Source organism: Massilia sp. BAP21 (assembly GCF_057801335.1).
This window is the reverse complement of sequence record NZ_CM173596.1, coordinates 496,028-516,447: the sequence shown is the minus strand read 5'-3', so window position 1 is coordinate 516,447 and position 20,420 is coordinate 496,028. Positions and strand designations below refer to the sequence as shown.

Below are 20,420 nucleotides of genomic sequence, written 5' to 3'. Positions count from 1 at the left end.
ACACCGACAGCCTGGAATGTCGGGCTCAGCTGTGATTCAAGCAGCATGAAAACTTGCCGCGGGTAAGCCCGGCGCCGATGTGCGCATAAAAAAACCGGCCACCTTGCGGCAGCCGGTCAAGGTCCCGGCCGGAGCCGGGGCTTATGGGAGCTGGTGAATCGGGTTTACTTGCGCGAGAACCCGGTGTCGTCGTCCATCTTGCGGTCGCCGGCCAGGCGGTTGGCGCCGGCTGGGCTCTTCGGATAGCCGCCGGCGGCGTCGTTCGACTGGTGCACCGGATTCGGTTCGTCCTTCATGCTGGCGCCGGGCTGCCATTCCTGGTTTTCGGTACGCGGCCCTGCGTTGCCCGGGCTGCGCGGCAGGCCGCCCGCGACGTCGTTCGACTGGTGCACGTCGGCGCCCTGTTCGCGGCCCTGTTCGCCGGTCTGCGAGCCGGCGCGGTCGGTGCTGTCCTGCCTTTCCCGCGCAGGCGAACGCGGCAAGGCTTCTTCACGCTGGCTGTTGCCTTGCTGGGGCGATGCCATTTGCGCCGACGGGGCTTGCTGCCCCGACTGCATCGACTGGCTGCCGTACACCGGCTGGGCGGCGCCATGGTGGTGGCCGAGCGAGCCGCCCTGCAGTTCGGGCTGGCGCGCATCTTGCGGATTCATGCGCTCGGTCGCCTGGGTATTCCCGGCATGCTGGCCCTCGCGGTGCAAGAGGTCGGTGCCGCTGTCGCCGGAACGGCCGCCGACCGGCTGCTCGATCTGGCCATAGGCCTGGGAACGCTGCTCCATCTGGCGCTGGTGGCTGTCGGTGATGCTCTGCGTCGGGCCGCTGCCGCCGCTCTGCTGGGTCTGCATCGAGCCGCCCGGCAGGTCCCAGCGGCTGCTTTCCTCGGTCCAGGGGCCGGGACCCATGCCGCTTTGCTGGGTGCCCATCTGGTCGATGCCCTGGCGGCCCTGCTGCTGCGAGGCGCCTTGCGGATAGGTGTGGTCGAGCGGGGCGTCGGGAGCGGTCTTGCCCTTGGCATTCGCGTTCCACTTTTCGTTGCCGCCATTGTTGGTCTGGTTGTTCATTTCGCTGCGTTGATTCGCGTCCATGACGTTTCCTTTCACAAGACTGGTTGCTGGCGCGGCCGCCCGGCCATTCGCCGCTGGCGCCGCCTGATTCTGCCATGATGCGCGCGCTGTCCGATGTCCAGTATAGGAAGACGTTGCGGTAGTGTGTAGGACTACAACTGATGGGCATTTTTGCCTATTGACACTACCTTTCGTAAGTGCATTTTCTCTTGCGTGTCGTCCTACAAAGTCATCTGAAAACGTCCTATACCCTCATCCAATCGCCCTGCCTAAGATGGTTTCAACCGAACACTCATCGGCGTTGGCGGATGGGACTGGGCGGTAGCCTGCCGCAGGACGCGGCGGTTTCCACAAGTGAACAGGGAGAACACGATCATGGCTTCGAGCAATCAAGGTAACAAACAGGGCGGCAACCAGTCCAACAGCCAGAGCAGCGGCACCCGCAACCGCGGCTTCGCTTCGATGGATCCGGCACGCCAACGCGAAATCGCCAGCCAGGGAGGCAAGGCAGCGCACCAGAAAGGCACCGCACACGAATTCACTTCGGAAGAAGCACGCCGTGCAGGCAGCATGAGCCACGGTAATCGCCAGTCCGCCAGCGCCGGTTCGGCCAGCGGCTCGCGTACGTCGTCGAAGAGCCGCAGCACGAAGTAAGCGAGCGAACAAGCAGCGAACAAGCGCGCGGCAGCGATGATGCTACGCATCTCCAGCCGTCGATGGTGCGGTTGGCAAACACATGGGTGATGGATGGGAACGGGGAGCCGCGTGCTCCCCGTTTTCTTTCCGGGATAGTTTCTGAATACACACAATTCGACGGTGGGATCAGGTAGAATCGCTGCGCCTTTTTCCAAGCAAATCAACCCAACCTGAGGAACCTCGTCGTGAAAGAAGCGGTCATTCGTCAAGTCAAGAGCATGTCCATGTCCTGCGATCGCGTGGGCAATTCGCTGCTCGCGAAATTCTCCGCCCACGGCGCCAGCGACGTTGCCCTGCATATTCCCGCCAGTATCGTGTTCTGGCTGAACAAGCACCTGCCGGTGAACCAGGACCCGACCCTGCAGCCGCCGCCGGCGCCGCCGCAGATCGCCCAGTTCGACTGGGAAAACCCGAACAACCCGCGCGTCATCAGCCTGAATTGCCGCGAACTGCCGGGCAAGCTGCGCATGCAGTTCAACCTCGACCGCAAGCCCGACCTGGTGCTGGTGCTCGACCGCGGCAACGTCGAACTGATGCGCCAGATCCTGATCATGTACAGCCGCGAGCTGATCGACCTCGACGCATAAGCAGGCCGACCGCGCGTTTCTGCTGCTGCCACTGCTGCTCGGCAGGAGAGGGCATGGCGCTGCCGAATCCAGTATCATGCTCCACTTTGTGAACGGGCCAAAAAGGGATCAGCCATGCCTATTAAAATCAGCCAGCATTTCGACTCCGGCGCCATCGAGGTGGTGTCGGCCGAGAACGCGAAACAGATCGATTTGAACCTGCGCCGCGACAACAACGCGGACATCCACCAGTGGTTCCACTTCCGCCTGCAAGGCGCGCGCGGCCAGGCCTGCACGATCCGTTTCCTGAATGCCGGGCAGGCAACCTACCCCAAGGGCTTCGAGGATTACCAGGTGGCGGCCAGCTACGACACCGAGAACTGGTTCCGCGTGCCCACCAGCTTCGACGGCCAGGTCATGACCGTCAACCACACCCCTGAACTCGACAGCGTCTACTACGCCTACTTCGAGCCCTACACCTGGGAACGCCACCTGCGCCTGCTGGGCGAAGTCGCCGAGAACCCGATCGCGCGCGTGCTCGATATCGGCACCACGGTCGACGGCCGCGACATGAACCTGGTCGTGATCGGCAACCCGAACGCCGAGAAAAAGATCTGGGTCATCGCCCGCCAGCACCCGGGCGAAACCATGGCCGAGTGGTACGTGGAGGGCATGATGGATGCGCTGCTCGACGACGCCAACCCGGTTGCGCGCAAGCTGCTGCAGCGCGCCGTGTTCTACATCGTGCCGAACATGAACCCGGACGGCTCGGTGCGCGGCAACCTGCGCACGAACGCCGCCGGCGCCAACCTGAACCGCGAATGGATGACGCCGACGCCGGAACGCAGCCCGGAAGTGCTGTGCGTGAAAAACAAGATCCACGAGACCGGCGTCGACATGTTCTTCGACATCCATGGCGACGAGGCACTGCCGTACAACTTCGTGGCCGGCAACGAGATGCTGTCCGACTTCGGCCCGGAGCGCCAGGCGCGCCAGGATGCTTTCGTGCAGCGCTACATGGCGGCCAGCCCGGACTTCCAGAACGTGTATGGCTATGCGGCCAGCAAGTACAACGAGGAACTGCTGACCCTGGCCTCGAAGTACATCGGCCACACCTTCAAGTGCCTGTCGCTGACGCTGGAGATGCCGTTCAAGGACAACGCCGATTTGCCGAACCCGCACACCGGCTGGAACGGTGCGCGCAGCGCGGCCCTGGGCGCGGCCATCCTGCAGCCTATCCTGCAGACGCTGGACTAGGAAAGGAAACCGGGCATGGGCGTCGAGATCGAGCGCAAGTTCCTGGTCGAAGGCGAGGCCTGGCGCACGCTGGGGCAATCGACCCTGCTGCGCCAGGGTTACCTCAGCCTTGACCCTGCACGCACCGTGCGCGTGCGTATCGATGGCGAGCGGGCGTTTATCACCATCAAGGGCAAGAGCGTGGGCGCCAGCCGCGGCGAGTGGGAATACCCGATTCCCGTGCTTGAGGCCGCCGAACTGCTCGACGGCCTGTGCCAGCAGCCGCTGGTCGAGAAAGTCCGCCACCGCATCGCCAGCGGGCCGCATACCTGGGAAGTCGACGAATTCCTGGGAGCGAACGCCGGCCTGGTGGTGGCCGAGATCGAGCTGGGCTCCGAGGACGAAGCCTTCGAGAAGCCCGACTGGATCGGCCGCGAAGTGACCGGCGATGCGCGCTATTTCAACTCCCGACTGATTTTCCATCCTTATTCGCAATGGAAGGACCCGGCATGACCATATTCACCCGGCGCACTGCGCTCGCCCTTGGACTCGCGTTGTTGCTGCCGGCGGTTGCCGGGGCTGCCGACAAGCCGGCGGACAAGCCTGCCTATTTCCCGCCGGTGGGCGAGTGGGCCCGCAAGACACCAGCCGAACTCGGCATGGACCCGGCGGCGCTGGCCGCGGCGGTCCAGTATGCGCAGACGCACGAAACCGAACGCGCGCTCGACTTTTCCGACCAGGACAAGACTTTCGGCAAGCGCCTCGGTTCGATGCCGACGCGCCGCGCCCATACCAACGGCGTGGTGATCTACAAGGGCTATGTGGTGGCCGAGTTCGGCGACACGCAATTTGTCGATCCGACCTATTCGGTGGCGAAGAGCATGCTGTCGACGGTGGCCGGCGTGGCCGTGCGCGATGGCCGCATCGGCCCGCTCGACGAGCCGGTGGCCAGGCGCGTGAACGACGGCGGCTACGCCTCGGCGCGCAATGCCCAGGTGACCTGGAAGCAGCACCTGCAACAGGAAACCGAGTGGGAAGGCAGCCTGTGGGGCAAGAACGCCGACTTCGTCGGCAAGGAAGAATTCGGCGCGGGCGAGCGCAAGCCGCGTACCCTGGCGGCGCCGGGCACCCACTACGAATACAACGACGTGCGCATCAACCGCTTCGCGCTGTCGCTGCTGCGCGTGTTCGACAAGCCGGTGCCGGAAGTGTTCCAGGAACAGGTCATGGACCCGATCGGCGCCTCGAACACCTGGAAGTGGGTGCCTTACACCAACAGCTACGTCGAGCTGAACGGCAAGCTGGCGCCGTCGGTGAGCGGCGGCACGCGCTGGGGCGGCGGCATGTGGATCAATTCCTGGGACATGGCGCGCTTCGGCTACCTGTGGCTGCGCGGCGGGCAGTGGAATGGCCGCGCCGTGCTGCCGACGGCCTACGTGAAGGAAGCCCTGGCGCCGAGCGCCAACGGCCCCGACTACGGCTACCTGTGGTGGCTGAACACGAAAGGCAAGAATCTGCCGGGCCTGCCAGCGAATGCCTATGCGGCGCTGGGCGCGGGCAGCAACACGATCGTCGTCTCGCCGGACCACGACCTGGTGGTGGTGTGGCGCTGGCATGCGGGCAATCCGGCCGAGTTCACCAAGCGCGTGATCGCCGCGATTCGCTAAGCCAGAACCGCGCAAAAAACATCGCCCGCTACCGCCTTCGAGGCAGTAGCGGGCGAACGCATTTCCAGACCGGCGTTTTAGTGGAAGTGCTCGCTGCCCGCAGGGGCGTCTTCCGGCATTTCGGCATGCACCAGTTCGCCCGACGGATCGGCAAACAGCGGCGCGCCGCAGTCGTCGCAATACTCGACCACGTAGCGTTCGTTGATGCGTTTGACGTGGGTGACGCCGGCTTCGTTCAGGTAAGCGATGATTTCGTTGACCGGGGTCAGCGGAGGCGGCAGGGCGCCGCCGAAACCGCCCTCCATCGGCGTGCCTTCCTCGTCTTCCTGGCCATACAGCGGCCAGACGATGCCGTACACCACTTCCGGGCTCTGGCGCAGCGTGAAGCCGACGCGGTATTCGTCGACCTGGCCATCGGCCGCTTCCTCGCCGAAGCCGGCGATCACGGCGCGCAGGTCGGACGGTTCGAGGTCGAGGGTATTCGTCAGGTAATGGACGGCGGCGCGGATCGACACCGGGCGGATCAGTTTATCGGCTTCGCGGCAGGCCACGTAATACGCTTCCGGCAGCAGCAGCTCGACGCCGCAGCCCGGCAGCAGGCGCGCCACGTTGGCAGTGGCCTGGTCGCGCCAGGCGCTCAATGCATTGTTGCGCTCGGTGGCGAAGTTCAGCTGGTGCTGGGCCTCCTGCCAGCGGAACAGCGGGGCGCCGGCCGGGGCGACGATGGCCACCAGCAGGTAGCGCGTGTCGGCCAGGAAGGGCGCGGTGTCCGGGGCGCGCACGGCCGGCTTGACGCTGCCGCCCTTGTGCGCGGCCGCGGCCAGCTTGTGGGTGAGTGCGTAGGTCTCGGCATGGGTGCGCGGCAGCTGGTCGATGGCGTACAGCGTCGGCGCCATGGCGATGCGCGCGCCCTCGGCCAGCAGGTGGGCCGAGAAGTGCGCCTGTAGCGTGGAGAGCAAGTCCGGCGGGATCGTGCCCGAGCCGATGGAAAAGCGGGTCCAGGCCAGGATGGGCGCGGCTACCAGCAGGGCCTGCCAGGTGACCTCGGCCCCGTCCTGCTGTTCCACCATCGTCGACGATTCGCTGACCGCCTCGACGCCATCCATCAGCACGTCGTAGGCGGCAAGCTCGTCCTTGAACAAGGCGTTGAGTGCGGCGTCGATGCTGTCCTGGTGATTGGTCTTGAGCAGTTTTTGCAGTTGCGTGTCCAGTTGCTTTTCCCAAATCCGTTCTTCGACGCGGCTGGCGGACTGCACGATGGCCTGGGTAATGCTGGAGAGACGCTGGCTTTCTGCGGAGAGTTTGTTGGATGAATCTTTGGAAGGACGACGCATGGCGCTAGGGAGTCTCTTGTTTAAATGGGTGAGGATCGAAAGTCCAAGGGGGTCATGATAAACCCATATCTCCGGTATTGTAGTTGATTCGGCCACATGCCATGAACACAAGGGTTCGGCGCCGCCGAGTGTGGAGTACCAGCGTTCTATCTCAACAGTTGTGGCGAAAAGCGCACGCCCGTCCATGTTCGCTACCGTAGAAATACGGGGGAGCCATCCTTCCGTCTTGCCAAACACTGCAATAAAAATCATAATGCGAATCGTTCTCATTATATTTACGTATAACGCGTGTCCAGCGACGACATAGCGATAACAAAAACGACCCGACGACATGAATAGCAAAGCAGCGCCAGCAGGCCAGACCACCACTCCCTTCATCCGCAGCCGCAAGCACGTACGCAACGCGCCCGTTCTCACCGGTTCCGCCCTGGCCGTGCTGGCCACGCTGGGCGCGCCGGCAGCCCTGGCCGATACCGGCCACAAGGACATCGACCCAGCGGTGCCGGTGGTCGAAGTCACCGGCGTCAACCGCCGCGACGTCCAGGCCCCGGTGGTGTCGAGCTCGGACAAGTTCACCGCGCCCTTGCTGGACACGCCGAAGTCGGTCACCGTGATCGGCCAGGAAGTGATCGCGCAAACCGCCGCCGTGTCGCTGGCCGACGCGCTGCGCACCGTGCCGGGCATCACCATCGGCGCCGGCGAAGGCGGCAACCCGGTCGGCGACAACGTCTTCATCCGCGGCTACAACGCCCAGACCGACACCTATGTCGACGGCATCCGCGACGCCGGTTCGCAGTCGCGCGAGATCTTCAACCTGGAGCAGGTGGAAGTCGTGAAGGGCCCGAACTCGGCCTACGGCGGACGCTCCTCGGCCGGCGGCGGCATCAACCTGGTCAGCAAATCGGCCCAGCTCGAGAACTTCTCGAACGCCACCGTGGGCCTGGGCAGCCACGACTACCGCCGTGTCACGGGCGACCTGAACCGCACGCTCGGCAACGACAGCGCCTTCCGCCTGAACGTGATGGCCCACGAAAACAACGTGGCCGGCCGCGACGTGGTCGGCGGCGACCGCTGGGGCATCGCGCCGACCGTCACCTTCGGCCTGAACGGTCCGACGAAAGCGATCCTCAGCTATTACCACCTGAAGACGAGCGAAATCCCGGACACCGGCATCCCGTTCAACAACCCGTTCTCGAGCGGCGCCAACGTGCGCCTGAACGGCAACGGCACCCCGGTCAGCGTCGACCGTTCGACCTTCTACGGCCTGGTGAACCGCGACTTCCGCGACACGAAGACCGACATCGGCACCGTCGACCTGCGCCACGACTTCGGCGGCGGCCTGGTGCTGCGCAACGTCACGCGCTACGGCAAGACGAAGAACGACTACGTCTGGACCCAGCCCGACGATTCCAAGGGCAACGTCCTGCTGTACGGCACCGTCTGGCGCCGCACCAACACCCGCGTTACCGATACCGAGACGGCGGCGAATGCCACCAGCCTGTCCGGCAAGCTGACCACCGCCGGCATCAAGCACAGCTACAACGTCGGCGTCGAGTTCAACCGCGAAACGACCGAGCGCGGCAGCTACGTGTTCACGCCGGGCACCAACAACCTGCTGACCAACAATACCGTCTGCGCGACCTCGGGCGCGGCCACCGGCTACAACTGCGCGCCGCTGAACAACCCGAATCCCTACGACCCATGGGTGACGACGCGCACCCTGTCGCCGGCCCGCACCGACATCGAAACCCGCACCCGCGCCGTCTACGGCTTCGACACCATCGAATTCAATCCGCAGTGGCTGCTGAACCTGGGCGCGCGCTGGGACGACTTCTCGAGCGAACTGAACGTGAGCAATGCACCAGCTTCGCGTGCCCGCGTCGACAGCAGCTTCGACACCTACCAGGCCGGCCTGGTGTTCAAGCCGGTGACCAATGGCAGCATCTACCTGTCGTATGCCACCTCGGCTACCCCGCCGGGCAACGATGGCGGCGACGGCCTCGATGGCCTGACGGTGGCGATCCAGAACCTGGAGCCGCAGACCAGCAAGAATGTTGAGCTGGGCACCAAGTGGGAAGTGCTGAACAACCGCCTGTCGCTGAACGCCGCCATCTTCCAGAGCAAGATGAACAACGCGCGCGTGACGGCGCCGGACGGCAGCACGCAAAACGTCGGCAAGAAGGAACTGAAAGGCGTCGAGCTGGGCTTCTCGGGCAAGTTGTCGAATGCATGGCAAGTGTTTGGTGGCTACACCTACCTGGATGCGACGGTCGAGGACAATGGTTTCGTGAACACCGGCACCGCTGCCGCGCCGGTCTGGAGCGCCTCGCCGTACAACGGCAACGCCTTCCCGACCACGCCGAAGAACGCGGCCTCGCTGTGGACGTCCTATGCCTTCGGCAAGAACATCACCGCCGGCGTCGGCATGAACTACGTCGACCGCGTGTATGCCAACGTCAACAACACGAAGTACGCGCCGAGCTACACCCGCTTCGACGCCATGGCCAGCTATGTGCTGAACAAGAACGTATCGTTCCAGCTGAATGTGCAGAACCTGGGCGACAAGGTCTACTTCGACCGCGTGTCGTCGCCGCACTACGCGGGTGTCGGCGCCGGCCGTTCGGCAACCCTGACCGCCAACCTGAAGTTCTAAGACAGGCATGGTGCACGCGGCCCTCCTTGCTGGCGGCGGGGAGGGCCGTTTTGTTTTCTAGAAAAGGAATACGAACATGATGGTGCATATCCCCGGCGTCCTGAGCCGGGAGCAGGTGGCGCAGATGCGCCAACGCTTGAACGACACCGACTGGGTCGACGGCCGCGCCAGCGTCGGCGCCCAGGGTGCGCAAGTCAAACGCAACCGCCAGCTGGCCGAGGGTTCGCCGCTGGCCGTGGAGCTGGGGAACGCGGTCAGCGCGGCGCTGATGGCCAATCCGCTGTTCTTTTCCTCGGTGCTGCCGCTGCGCATCCTGGCGCCGTATTTCAACAGCTACGGCGGCGGCGAGCACTATGGCCTGCACGTGGACGGCGCCATCCGCGCCCAGCGCCCGGGCATGCCGGCCTTGCGCGCGGACGTGTCGACCACGGTGTTCCTGAGCGACCCGGACGAGTACGACGGCGGCGAGCTGGTGGTGGTCGATGCCTACGGCACGCACGAGGTGAAATTGCCTGCGGGGGATGCGATCGTGTATCCCTCGGGCAGCGTGCACCAGGTGCTGCCGGTGACGCGCGGCGAGCGGGTCGCTTCCTTCCTCTGGACCCAGAGCATGGTGCGCGACGATGGCAAGCGCGCGATGCTGTTCGAGCTCGATACGAACATCCAGGCGCTGCGCGGCGCCCACGGCGAGTCGGACGCCACGGTCGGGCTGACCGGGCATTATCACAACCTGCTCAGGATGTGGGCCGAAGTCTGAGGACGCGGCGCTTTGCGGCAAACCGCGCCTTGCAGGCCTTGCGAGGCGCCAGAGCAATTGTTTTGAGTTAAACCAATGGGCAGGAGAGGGCAGGAAGGCTTTGCCGCGCCCCTCTGAAATCCTGTCTCGTTCAGCCTGTGCATCGTGTCGCATTCTGCCTCGTCTTGTCGCGGAAAATAACGCGACAAGAAAAGACAGGACGCGACAGCTATTCCTCCCCAAACGAGACAGGTTTACAGAGGCGCTCTCCTGCCTCCCAGGCCTGGCTACACCCCTGGATCAGAACGAGTAGTCGACCCGGGCATACATCGAGCGCCCATTGATGCCGAACGGGCAGGTTTCCCAGCAGTGGGTAAAGCCCATCGCCGGGAAGGGATTGGTGTCGGAGGCTTGCCAGCGCGTCGGGTAGGTGTCGAACAAATTGTTGATGCCGGCCGACACGCTCAGCGCCTTGCTGAACGAGTAGCGCGCGGTCAGGTCGACGATCCATTTCGCGTCCCAGGTCTGCACGTCCGGCGTGAAGCCCTGGCCCTGTACCTTGCCGAAGTAATTGGCGCGGGCGGTCGCGTTCCAGGGGCCGGTTGTGTAGTCGGCCGCCAGCACGTGGTGCTGGCGCGGCTGGCCGCGTTCGATCAGCACCACCTGCGCATTGTCGAACAGCTGTTCGCCGGTCAGCACCGGCGACTGCGAATGGCGGTCCTTCACCTTCGTCTTGTTGAAGCCCAACTGGCCGGACAGCACCAGGGTCGAGCCCGCGTTGCGCGTGGTGTGCTGGGCCGTCAGGTCGAAGCCGTCGGTGCTGGTGTCGATGGCGTTCGTGAAGAACTGGGCCTGGCCCACGCGCAGCGGTACCAGCAGGGCGCCGATCGGGCAGCGCACCGGATCGACACAGGCGCCGTCCTCGGCCTGCAGGACGCTCGAGAAGACGATGCGGTCGTCGATGTTGGTCCGGTACAGGTCGGCCGTGACCGAGAAGTTCTTGCTCGGGCGCAGGATCAGGCCGATGCTGGCATTCTTCGACTTTTCTTCTTTCAGCGGCGAGATGCCGAAGGCCTGGGTCACGGCGCTGCTCTCGCGCGCGGTCAGGGTTTCCGTCAGCGTGCCGTCCTGGTTCAGGTTGGTCGACACCGAGCTGTAGAATTTCTGCTGCACGCCCGGGGCGCGGAAGCCCGTGGAGACGCTGCCGCGCACGCCGACGGTCGGCGACGGGTCCCAGCGCGCGCTCAGCTTGCCGGTGGTGGTCGAGCCGAAGTCGGAATAGCGCTCGTGGCGCACGGCCGCACCGACGTTCACCTGCTCGCCGAACTTGCGTTCGAGATCGAGGTAAAGCGCGATGTTGTGGCGGGCATCGTCGACTTCGTTCGACGGCGTGTAGCCCGGGAAACCCTGGATGCCGGAGGCCGCGATGCCGCCGAAACGGTCGAGGATGAGCTTGGTTGGATTGTTGGTGCGACCGTACTGGTAGGAGACCGGGTCGCCGGCCACGATCTCGTAGCCGTCGCGCCGCCATTCGAAGCCGGTAGCCACGTACAGCGGCGCGCCGCCCACCTGCACCGGACCCTTGAAGTCGAGGTTGAACGTGGTCTGGTTGAATTTCAGGGCGCCGGTATCGGCCTCGGTCGGCGATTCGCGGCGGTTGTCTTCGTAGTAGTAGCTGACGTTGATCGAGTTGCGCTCGTGGAAGTCGAGCTCGCTGCGGCCATGGTTCACGCTCGCATCGATGCTCCACTCGTTGCCCAGCTCGTGACGATAGCCGAGCGCGAGCGACGCATCCTTGACCGTGGTGACGATGTTCGGCAGGAAGCCGTTCGGGTAGATCTCGGGCACGGTGCGCGCATCCTCGGCAGGTCGGAAGAAGCCGCCGGAGTCGCCCTTGCGCTTCGAGGCGCCGCCGAACACGTAGAACTCGCCACCGTTCGAGCGCACCGGCAGCGCCGCGTTCAGCCACAGGTAGGCGTCCTTGGCATTGCTGTCGCCGATGCGCTGGGTCACGCGCGGCGGGTCGACGCGCAGGGTGTCGACACCGGCGCGGTTGGTCTCGTTGCGCTTGCGGCCTTCGAGCGACAGGTTCAGGTAGCCGCCGTCGGCGCCGAGCGCGAAGCCCTTGTGGATGCTGGCCGAATAGGTATCGCCGTCGCCTTCATCGGTGGTGCCGACGTTGGCGCTGAACTGGCCGAGGTCCGCGCCTTTCTTCAGGATGATGTTGATGACGCCGGCAATCGCGTCCGAGCCGTACTGGGCCGCGGCGCCGTCGCGCAGCACTTCGATGCTCTGGATGGCGGACAGGGGAATGGCGTTGATGTCGGTGCCGGCCGAGCCGCGCCCGATGGTCTGCTGCACGTTCACCAGCGCCTGCTGGTGGCGGCGCTTGCCGTTGATCAGGACCAGCAGCTGGTCGGGGCCGAGGCCGCGCAGCGTGGCGGGGCGGATGATGTCGGTGCCGTCGCTGATGAAGGTGGTGGTGAAGTTGAACGACGGATCGAGGTCCTGCAGCACCTTGCCCAGTTCCTGCATGCCGGTCGACTGCATGTCCTTCAAGTTCACCAGGCCCACCGGCACCGAGGTGTCGAGTGCGGTCTTGGCCTGGGTGCGCGAGCCGAGCACGATCACCTGTTGCAGCGGCTCGGTTTCCTGCGCCTGCGCCGGCGCGAAAGCGGCGAGGATTGCGGAAGCCAGCAGCGCGCGTTGTAGCGTTTGTTTCTTCATTGTTCTTGTCCCCTGAATGTTTGTTACGCCATCGAGTGCATTCGTGTGTCATTTGTACCGACAAACCATCATAACTAAACGTTATCTATTGGCAAGCTTTAGTTATGCTGCATGGAAAACGTGGTCGCGCTGATACACTCGGCAATGTTGCTTGACATGCAGGGGCGTGCGGGGATAGGTGATGTGGCCGCGCAGGCGGCCGGGGATCAGCGGCGCAGCATCAGCATGCGCGCATACACGAAGCGCACGCCGAGATGGATTGCGGCGCCGGCGCCGGCGAAGATCGCGGCGGCGATCATCGGCAGGATGGCGCCGAAGCTCCAGGTCATGCCGAGCACGAAGCCGAGCACGAATTCGGCGCGGTACACCGGCAGGAACAGCGCCAGCACAAAGATGGCCAGCGCCATGCTGTCCGTGACGCTGGTGTAGCCGGCGGTGAACAGCGCGGCGAGCGCGGCGCCGTAGAGCAGGGCGCCGCCGAAGGCGGCCATGATGCGCGGTGCAAAGGCCGGATCGGCCTTGCGCCTGGCCTCAATGCGCCCCAGCAGGAACCAGGCGAGCAGGGGCAGCGTTAGCAGGCCCCACCAGTTCGAGACGGTCGGCAGGCCGGGGTCGGCCAGCAGGTGGTGCGCGGGCACGCCGCCATGCACATGCTGCCAGGCGAGCAGCAGGGCCATGGCCATGGCGATCGACATCGTGACGTTGGTACGCATCGCGGCTCCCGGTTGAGGTGTCGCGATCATTCTCCGGGTTATTGATTATTTTTCAATCAAAATCGAATATGCATGCCTGCGTGCGAACACAGAGCGGGCAAGCCCGCTCTTCCGGCGCCGTCAATAACACTTATGCCTTGCCGCTGCGTTTGCGCGCCGCCAGGCCCGCGCCCAGCATGGCGATGCCGAACAGGGCCAGCGAACCGGGTTCAGGCACTTCGCCCTCGGCTTCGTCCAGCTTGAACTGCCCACTGCCGCCAATGAAAAAATACTGGCCCGGCTGGTTCTCGTACTCATCGGCGCTCTCATCGCATCCGGGGCCGCCGAAATTCGCGAACTGGCAGGCAACTTCATCTACCAGCGTGTCGTCCGGTTGCGCGATGGCATTCGCATTAGTGAAGGCAAAGGCCAGGATGTCTTCCTGCGACAAGTCGTTGCCGTTGCTACGGAAGAAATAACCATCTTCCAAGTCACCGGCAGAGGCTTCTGCGAACACACTGACTCTGCCGTTCTCTATGGGGTTGCCGAATTCATCGACCTGACCGCCTCCCCTGAGCACGTTGAAAGTCGCGATCAGGTTGCCTTGGTCGGCACCATAGATTCCCACATTGGTGCCGTACTGGTCGTCGATCGGATTCTGGTACATCCGGATAGTGCCGCCGGTAAAGGTAAATGCGCCGCCCAGTTCCCCCGTGCCGACGCCTTCAAAAATGGCGGAGATGTTTCCACCAGGGTAATTGAGAGGGAAAAGCGCGCCTTTCGAGTCCGCCTGGACCAGGTTAAACACGGCATATTCACGGAAGGTAAAGCTGGTCTCGCCTTCTTCTGAATTCAGGATGATGAACGCATTGCCATTCACGTCCAGGTATTCGTTGACCCGCACGCCGGCTTCGTAGCCGCCTCCGTTCGGATTGAATACCCAGTTATTCAACACCTCTTGCGACTGCGCCGTTCCCATCGAGACTGCCAGTGCAGTGCCGAGGGCCAATTTCTTCAGAAATTTCATGATCGCATCCTTGTCAATGGTTGAGCGGTGCCGCCACCGCATGAGTGGTCAAGCAAACTGCATACCCGTGTCGAGATAGCCTTGCGAATCAAGGGCTTGTCAATACGTCTGTGAAATGGTGACGCAAGAATGTAAGAATTTCCGATCTCAGCAGTAACAAAGATTACTGTTGAGATAGGTTTAACCATCATGGCAGCGAGATAGTCGCAAGATGGAAAAAGGGCCGGTCCCTTGCGGGAACCGGCCCTCGGCTTACCTGAGCGCGCAGTATTGCGCGCTCAGTCGATTACGCAGCCAGCAGCTGGCGCAGCACGAACGGCAGGATGCCGCCATGCTTGTAGTAGTCGACTTCGATCGGGGTGTCGATACGCAGCAGCACTTGCACTTCCTGCGATTCGCCGTTTTCGCGGTGGATCACCAGGGTCGCCTGTTGCTGTGGCTTGATCTCGCCTTCCAGGCCCTTCAGGTCGTAGGTTTCCTTGCCGGTGATGCCCAGGGTCTCGACGCTGTCGTTGCCGATGAATTGCAGCGGCAGCACGCCCATGCCCACCAGGTTCGAGCGGTGGATACGCTCGAACGAGCGCACGATGACGGCCTTCACGCCCAGCAGCTGGGTGCCCTTGGCTGCCCAGTCGCGCGACGAGCCGGTGCCGTACTCTTCACCGCCGAACACCATGGTCGGGGTGCCTTCGGCCACGTACTTCATGGCCGCGTCGTAGATCGACATCTGTTCGCCGGTCGGCTGGTGGATGGTGATGCCGCCTTCGACTGCGGAACCGTCGGCCTTGGCCGGGATCATCTTGTTCTTGATACGCACGTTGGCAAAGGTGCCGCGCATCATGATCTCGTGGTTGCCGCGGCGCGAGCCGTAGGAGTTGAAGTCGGCCTTCAGCACGCCGTGGTCCTTCAGCCATTTACCGGCAGGACCGTCTTCCTTGATCGAACCGGCCGGGGAGATGTGGTCGGTGGTGATCGAGTCGCCGAACACGCCCAGTGCGCGCGCGCCCTGGATGCCGGTGGCGGCTGCTTTCGGGGTCATCTCGAAGTCGCTGAAGAACGGCGGTTCGGCGATGTAGGTCGATTCAGGCCAGTTGTAGACTTGGCCTTCGGTCGACGACACGCGTTCCCACAGGGCGCCAGGGTTGCCCTTGACGTCGGCGTAGTTCTTCTTGAACACTTCCGAGTTCATCGCGAAGCGCATCAGTTCGCCCACTTCCTGCGAGCTAGGCCAGATGTCGCCCAGGTAGACGTCGACGCCGTTGCTGTCCTTGCCGACCGGTTCGGTCATCAGGTCGCGCGTCATGTTGCCGGCGATCGCGTAAGCGACGACCAGCGGTGGCGAGGCCAGGAAGTTCGAACGGATGTTCGGGTGGATACGTGCTTCGAAGTTACGGTTGCCCGACAGGACGGCCGAAGCGACGATGTCGTTCTGGACGATCGCGGCGTTCAGTTCCGGGGTCAGGTCGCCGGCATTGCCGATGCAGGTGGTGCAGCCGTAGGCGGTCACGCCGAAGCCCAGCTTTTCCAGGTAAGGCAGCAGGCCGGCGGCGGTCAGGTACTCGGTGACGACGCGCGATCCAGGAGCCAGCGAGGACTTGATGTGCGGAGCCACGGTCAGGCCGCGCTCGACGGCTTTCTTGGCCAAGAGGCCGGCAGCCAGCAGCACGCTCGGGTTCGAGGTGTTGGTGCACGAGGTGATGGCGGCGATCAGGACGTCGCCGTTCTTCACGCGCACGCCGTTGGTGGTCTCGTAGACTTTCGACAGGTCGTCGGCCGACTTGTTGAAGCCGTTTTCAGTGGTCGGCTTGCTGAACAGTTCGGTGAAGGTGTTCTTCACGTGGCCCAGCTCGATACGGTCTTGCGGACGCTTCGGACCGGCCAGCGATGGGGTCACGGTCGACAGGTCCAGGGTCACCACGCGGGTGTACTCGATCTCGCCTTCCTGCGGGATGCCGAACATGCCCTGGGCCTTGTAGTAGTTCTCGAAGGCAGTCAGTTCTTCTTCGGTACGGCCGGTGCCGCGGAAGTAGTCGACGGTTGCTTCATCCACAGGGAAGAAGCCCATGGTCGCGCCGTATTCAGGCGCCATGTTGCCGATGGTCGCGCGGTCGGTGGTCGACAGCGAACGGGTGCCTTCGCCGAAGAACTCGACGAACTTGCCGACGACTTTCTCTTTGCGCAGCAGTTCGGTGATGGTCAGCACCAGGTCGGTCGCGGTGCAGCCTTCGCGCAGCTTGCCCTTCAGGTTGACGCCGATGACGTCCGGGGTCAGGAAGTAGACCGGCTGGCCCAGCATGCCGGCTTCGGCTTCGATGCCGCCCACGCCCCAGCCGACGACGCCGACGCCGTTGATCATGGTGGTGTGCGAGTCGGTGCCGACCAGGGTGTCAGGGTAGAAGGTGTCGCCGTTCTTCATGACGCCACGTGCCAGGTATTCCAGGTTGACCTGGTGGACGATGCCGAAGCCCGGAGGCACGACGCCGAAGGTGTCGAAGGCTTGCATGCCCCACTTCATGAACTGGTAGCGCTCGTTGTTGCGCGAGAATTCCAGCTTCATGTTCAGGTCGAGCGCGCCCGGCTCGCGGAAGTGGTCGATGGTGACCGAGTGGTCGACCACCAGGTCGACCGGCACCAGCGGCTCGATCTTCTTCGGATCGGCGCCGGTCTTGGCGGCGACGTTACGCATCGCGGCCAGGTCGGCCAGCAGCGGCACACCGGTAAAGTCTTGCAGCACGACGCGGGCCACGACGAAAGGAATCTCGTCGGTACGCTCGGCGGTCGCGCCCCAGTTCGCCAGCTGGCGAACGTGCTCTTCGGTGACCTTCTTGCCGTCGCAGTTACGCAGCACGGATTCGAGGACGATACGGATCGACACCGGCAGGCGCGACAGGTTCACGCCCAGGCTTTCGCCCAGTGCCGGCAGCGAATAGAACTGGCCGGACTGGCCGCCCGCGAGCGGGAAGTCCTTCAGCGTGTTCAGGGTGTTGCGAGACATAAGCTCTCCTTCAGTAGGGGTCTCTTGTTATTGCTACTAAACTAATAATCAGCATGAGCAAGGAAATCGGCCGGCGCAGGGCCGGCTTTCACTTTGCATCAGCCTTTCTTTTCTTCCAGGCCGGCGGTCACCAGCGGCTTGGACTGCTCCGCGTTCTTGCATTCGTTGGCCAGCTGGCGGTTCAGCTTCGAGTCGAGCAGGATGCCCTTGGCCGGGATGCCGATCCAGATCAGACCGTAATTCTTGTTCTCGAAGCGCAGCGCGCCGGTGGTCGTGCCCACGCGCTCGAGGCGGTGCAGGCGTTTCTTCCAGCGCAGCGCGATGTGCGCGTCGTCTTTTTCGTTCGTGTAGATCGTGATCGCGTTGCCCAGTTCGCAGGCGTAGTCGGTGACCTTGGTGTCGGTGATGTCCGGTTCCGGTTCATCGATCGTGGCTGCGACTGCGGAGCCGGCGCCGGCTGCGGCTGCAACGGCGGCCGCTTTTTTACCTTTGGACGATTTCTTGGGTTGCGCCTTTTTTACAACATCGGCGGCTTTTGGATGGTTCTTTTCAGGGGCTGCCGAGGCCGCGGCGGTCGCTACCGGAGCGGCGCACAGGCCGAGGGCCGCGAGCATGAAAGTGCCGGCGGCGAGGAATTGTTTGACTGGGGTGGCCATTAGTGGATTTCCGTTTGGTTGACGATTGCCGCCGCGGATTCAGGCAGCGCCAGGCCGGCCAGCTTCGCGCGCTGCAAAACGGTCCAATAATATCGGTAGCTGGCGCGGTCGTGCAAGCGCCCATGCTGAGCGATCGGTCCCCAATTTACCGCCATCGCTTCCTGCAGGATGTTGGTGGCTTCGTTCACCTCCGACAGCCTTGGCGTGAACGCCTTGATGATCGGCTTGATCTGGTCCGGATGGATGCTCCACATGCGCGTGAAGCCGAATTCGGCCCCAGCGCGCTGTGCATCGTTCGCCACAACCGCGCTGTCCTTGATTTCGGTCGTCACATTATGCGAGGCGACCTTGCCGTGCGCATGACATGCCGCAACCATTTCCAGCTTGGCGCGGACAACCAAAGGATGCGAAAACTGTCCCGGCGTGCGCATCGCACTGGCGGGAATCGCGCCGTAGTGCGAGGACACGAAGTCCATGATGCCGAACGACAGGCACTCGACCTGGGGCAGGGCGGCGATGTCCCAGGCTTCGCGCAGGGCGCCGTGGGTCTCGACCAGCACGTGCACCGGCAGCGCGGCGCGGCCGGCGGGAATCGCCACCCGGTTGATGATTTCCAGCGCGCGGCGCACGTCGGCCACGCCGTTCGCTTTTGGCAGCACCACGTAGGCCAGGTTGCTGGCGGCGGCGCCGACGATGGTCGTCACATCCGATTCAAAGAAGGGGCTGTCGATGTCGTGCAGGCGCGCGCCGATGCGCTTGTGCCGGTTGTCCTCGCTATTGACCAGGTCGGCCACCAGCCGGGCGTGCGCGGCTTCGTTGCCGGCGGCGGCGCCGTCCTCGCAGTCGAAGGTGATGTCGAAGACGGGACCAAGCTCTTGTTGCAGGGCCATCGACTTGCGCATCAGTTTCTCCGAGCCGCAATAGTGATCGCAGGCGGGAAGAAGGAGCGGCTGGCGTTTGCCCTGGAATAAAACCTCGGAAGGATGCATGTGTGTTTCGGTGGAAGCAGATGGTCCGTTGGAAAATGAAGAAGCCGCCGGCCCCGTTGAAGGGGTACGGCGGCTGCGGCGCACGGTCGGCTTGGCCGGGTCCATGGCGCCGCGACTCGGGCTTAGGCCAGCAGGTGGGCCACGCCTTCACGCTCTTCGGTCAGTTCCTTCAGCGTGAGGTTGATGCGCTCTTGCGAGAACTCATCGATTTCCAGACCCTGGACGATGCTGTACTCGCCGTTTTCGATGGTGACCGGGAAGCCGAACATGGTGCCTTCCGGGATGCCGTACGAACCGTCCGACGGGATGCCCATGGTGGTCCACTTGCCATTGGTGCCGACGTGCCAGTCGTGCATGTGGTCGATGGCGGCGTTGGCTGCCGAGGCTGCCGACGACAGGCCACGTGCTTCGATGATGGCGGCGCCGCGCTTGCCGACGGTCGGCAGGAAGGTGTCGCGGTTCCAGACGTCGTCGTTGATCATGTCCTTGACCGACTGGCCGTCGATGGTGGCGAAGCGGTAGTCGGCGTACATGGTTGGCGAGTGGTTGCCCCAGACGGCCAGCTTCTCGATCGAGGCAACTGGTTTACCGGTTTTTGCAGCGACTTGCGACAGGGCGCGGTTGTGGTCCAGGCGCAGCATGGCGGTGAAGTTCTTGCTCGGCAGCGAAGGAGCCGACTTCATGGCGATGTAGGCGTTGGTGTTGGCTGGGTTGCCGACGACCAGGACTTTCACGTTACGCGACGCGACGGCGTCCAGCGCCTTGCCTTGCACGGTAAAGATCTGGGCATTCGCTTCCAGCAGGTCCTTGCGTTCCATGCCAGGGCCGCGTGGACGTGCGCCGACCAGCAGGGCGTAGTCGACGTCCTTGAAGGCGGTCATCGGGTCGCTGTGGGCGGTCATGCCGGCCAGCAGCGGGAATGCGCAGTCATCGATTTCCATCATGACGCCCTTGAGCGCCTTCTGTGCCTTTTCGTTGTCGATTTCCAGCAGTTGCAGGATGACCGGCTGGTCCTTGCCCAGCATGTCGCCGTTGGCGATGCGGAACAGCAGGGAATAGCCGATCTGGCCGGCCGCGCCGGTAACGGCAACGCGCAGTGGGGTTTTAGCCATGATGAATCTCCAAAAGTGGGAATGAAAACGGTCGACGCCGAGAATACGCCTGTTTGGGAAAACTGCAATGATACCAAAAGCGGCACGTATTCAAGTGGATGCTCGCAGCCGGACGGGGCCTGTTTACCTTGCCGGTAGCAGGCTGCCCGCGGGGTGGCAAGCTTCCAATCGACCGCGAGTGTATTCCTCGCCACTTCCACCTGTCAATTGATATCATATGTCTTATATAAGACACATGTCATTGCCATGTGTACACTGGACGGGGAAGGGCTT

At 63.6% G+C, this 20,420-nt stretch carries 16 protein-coding genes; 7 read left to right on the top strand and 9 right to left on the bottom strand.

The window, feature by feature from the left end; translation table 11 throughout:
• Positions 1-164: 164 nt before the first annotated feature.
• Positions 165-1,082 carry a hypothetical protein gene (locus tag ACWYRN_RS02280; protein ID WP_488690946.1) on the bottom strand — a complete coding sequence of 306 codons (918 nt, stop codon included), beginning with the start codon at positions 1,080-1,082 and terminating at the stop codon, positions 165-167.
• A gap of 354 nt (positions 1,083-1,436) precedes the next feature.
• Here ACWYRN_RS02280 and ACWYRN_RS02275 point away from each other — a divergent pair, with 354 nt between their 5' ends.
• The 5 genes from ACWYRN_RS02275 to ACWYRN_RS02255 all read left to right on the top strand — a co-directional run bounded on the left by ACWYRN_RS02275 (position 1,437) and on the right by ACWYRN_RS02255 (position 5,226).
• The gene (locus ACWYRN_RS02275; protein ID WP_229438950.1) at positions 1,437-1,715 is read left to right on the top strand and encodes a KGG domain-containing protein; all 279 of its coding nucleotides are present in this window, start codon (positions 1,437-1,439) and stop codon (positions 1,713-1,715) included.
• Between the two features lie 266 nt (positions 1,716-1,981).
• Positions 1,982-2,344 carry a hypothetical protein gene (locus ACWYRN_RS02270; protein ID WP_488690945.1) on the top strand — a complete coding sequence of 121 codons (363 nt, stop codon included), beginning with the start codon at positions 1,982-1,984 and terminating at the stop codon, positions 2,342-2,344.
• Between the two features lie 114 nt (positions 2,345-2,458).
• Positions 2,459-3,580: a M14 family metallopeptidase gene (locus ACWYRN_RS02265; protein ID WP_229438952.1), complete on the top strand. Its 1,122-nt coding sequence runs from the start codon at positions 2,459-2,461 to the stop codon at positions 3,578-3,580.
• Between the two features lie 15 nt (positions 3,581-3,595).
• Entirely contained in the window at positions 3,596-4,072 is a 477-nt protein-coding gene (locus ACWYRN_RS02260; protein ID WP_488690944.1) for a CYTH domain-containing protein, read from the top strand.
• Positions 4,069-5,226: a serine hydrolase domain-containing protein gene (locus ACWYRN_RS02255; protein ID WP_488690943.1), complete on the top strand. Its 1,158-nt coding sequence runs from the start codon at positions 4,069-4,071 to the stop codon at positions 5,224-5,226. Before ACWYRN_RS02260 ends, ACWYRN_RS02255 begins: the two co-directional genes overlap by 4 nt.
• Before the next feature lie 77 nt (positions 5,227-5,303).
• Here ACWYRN_RS02255 and ACWYRN_RS02250 read toward each other — a convergent pair whose 3' ends face one another.
• Entirely contained in the window at positions 5,304-6,560 is a 1,257-nt protein-coding gene (locus ACWYRN_RS02250; protein WP_488690942.1) for a DUF2863 family protein, read from the bottom strand.
• 331 nt (positions 6,561-6,891) lie between these two features.
• On the opposite strand from ACWYRN_RS02250, the gene ACWYRN_RS02245 reads away from it, so the two are divergent.
• Both ACWYRN_RS02245 and ACWYRN_RS02240 read left to right on the top strand, forming a co-directional pair.
• Complete coding sequence (locus ACWYRN_RS02245; protein ID WP_488690941.1) at positions 6,892-9,213, top strand: TonB-dependent receptor; 2,322 nt, start codon at positions 6,892-6,894, stop codon at positions 9,211-9,213.
• A gap of 76 nt (positions 9,214-9,289) precedes the next feature.
• Entirely contained in the window at positions 9,290-9,970 is a 681-nt protein-coding gene (locus ACWYRN_RS02240) for a Fe2+-dependent dioxygenase (protein ID WP_229438957.1), read from the top strand.
• 279 nt (positions 9,971-10,249) lie between these two features.
• On the opposite strand, the gene ACWYRN_RS02235 is transcribed toward ACWYRN_RS02240, so the two are convergent.
• From ACWYRN_RS02235 to ACWYRN_RS02205, 7 genes are all read right to left on the bottom strand, one after another.
• Positions 10,250-12,676 (bottom strand): TonB-dependent receptor plug domain-containing protein, encoded by a 2,427-nt coding sequence (locus ACWYRN_RS02235; RefSeq protein ID WP_488690940.1) that lies wholly within the window; start codon positions 12,674-12,676, stop codon positions 10,250-10,252.
• Positions 12,677-12,882: 206 nt separating this feature from the next.
• The gene (locus ACWYRN_RS02230) at positions 12,883-13,389 is read right to left on the bottom strand and encodes a hypothetical protein (RefSeq protein WP_488690939.1); all 507 of its coding nucleotides are present in this window, start codon (positions 13,387-13,389) and stop codon (positions 12,883-12,885) included.
• A gap of 130 nt (positions 13,390-13,519) precedes the next feature.
• Positions 13,520-14,395, bottom strand: a complete 876-nt coding sequence (gene pepA, locus ACWYRN_RS02225; protein ID WP_488690938.1) for a flocculation-associated PEP-CTERM protein PepA — start codon at positions 14,393-14,395, stop codon at positions 13,520-13,522.
• Between the two features lie 286 nt (positions 14,396-14,681).
• A complete protein-coding gene (acnA, locus tag ACWYRN_RS02220) occupies positions 14,682-17,390 on the bottom strand; it encodes an aconitate hydratase AcnA (protein WP_488690937.1) in 2,709 nt (902 codons plus the stop codon).
• 98 nt (positions 17,391-17,488) lie between these two features.
• Positions 17,489-18,046, bottom strand: coding sequence for a hypothetical protein (locus tag ACWYRN_RS02215; RefSeq protein WP_488690936.1), 558 nt, complete (start codon positions 18,044-18,046; stop codon positions 17,489-17,491).
• A complete protein-coding gene (locus tag ACWYRN_RS02210; RefSeq protein WP_488690935.1) occupies positions 18,046-19,035 on the bottom strand; it encodes an HpcH/HpaI aldolase/citrate lyase family protein in 990 nt (329 codons plus the stop codon). Before ACWYRN_RS02210 ends, ACWYRN_RS02215 begins: the two co-directional genes overlap by 1 nt.
• Positions 19,036-19,157: 122 nt before the next feature.
• Positions 19,158-20,147, bottom strand: a complete 990-nt coding sequence (locus tag ACWYRN_RS02205; protein WP_488690934.1) for a malate dehydrogenase — start codon at positions 20,145-20,147, stop codon at positions 19,158-19,160.
• Positions 20,148-20,420 lie beyond the last annotated feature (273 nt).

Coding starts and splice junctions, on each gene's coding strand:
- ACWYRN_RS02280 (WP_488690946.1), bottom strand. CDS start 1,082: ATGGACGCGAATCAACGCAGCGAAATGAACAACCAGACCAACAATGGC.
- ACWYRN_RS02275 (WP_229438950.1), top strand. CDS start 1,437: ATGGCTTCGAGCAATCAAGGTAACAAACAGGGCGGCAACCAGTCCAAC.
- ACWYRN_RS02270 (WP_488690945.1), top strand. CDS start 1,982: ATGTCCTGCGATCGCGTGGGCAATTCGCTGCTCGCGAAATTCTCCGCC.
- ACWYRN_RS02265 (WP_229438952.1), top strand. CDS start 2,459: ATGCCTATTAAAATCAGCCAGCATTTCGACTCCGGCGCCATCGAGGTG.
- ACWYRN_RS02260 (WP_488690944.1), top strand. CDS start 3,596: ATGGGCGTCGAGATCGAGCGCAAGTTCCTGGTCGAAGGCGAGGCCTGG.
- ACWYRN_RS02255 (WP_488690943.1), top strand. CDS start 4,069: ATGACCATATTCACCCGGCGCACTGCGCTCGCCCTTGGACTCGCGTTG.
- ACWYRN_RS02250 (WP_488690942.1), bottom strand. CDS start 6,560: ATGCGTCGTCCTTCCAAAGATTCATCCAACAAACTCTCCGCAGAAAGC.
- ACWYRN_RS02245 (WP_488690941.1), top strand. CDS start 6,892: ATGAATAGCAAAGCAGCGCCAGCAGGCCAGACCACCACTCCCTTCATC.
- ACWYRN_RS02240 (WP_229438957.1), top strand. CDS start 9,290: ATGATGGTGCATATCCCCGGCGTCCTGAGCCGGGAGCAGGTGGCGCAG.
- ACWYRN_RS02235 (WP_488690940.1), bottom strand. CDS start 12,676: ATGAAGAAACAAACGCTACAACGCGCGCTGCTGGCTTCCGCAATCCTC.
- ACWYRN_RS02230 (WP_488690939.1), bottom strand. CDS start 13,389: ATGCGTACCAACGTCACGATGTCGATCGCCATGGCCATGGCCCTGCTG.
- pepA (WP_488690938.1), bottom strand. CDS start 14,395: ATGAAATTTCTGAAGAAATTGGCCCTCGGCACTGCACTGGCAGTCTCG.
- acnA (WP_488690937.1), bottom strand. CDS start 17,390: ATGTCTCGCAACACCCTGAACACGCTGAAGGACTTCCCGCTCGCGGGC.
- ACWYRN_RS02215 (WP_488690936.1), bottom strand. CDS start 18,046: ATGGCCACCCCAGTCAAACAATTCCTCGCCGCCGGCACTTTCATGCTC.
- ACWYRN_RS02210 (WP_488690935.1), bottom strand. CDS start 19,035: ATGCATCCTTCCGAGGTTTTATTCCAGGGCAAACGCCAGCCGCTCCTT.
- ACWYRN_RS02205 (WP_488690934.1), bottom strand. CDS start 20,147: ATGGCTAAAACCCCACTGCGCGTTGCCGTTACCGGCGCGGCCGGCCAG.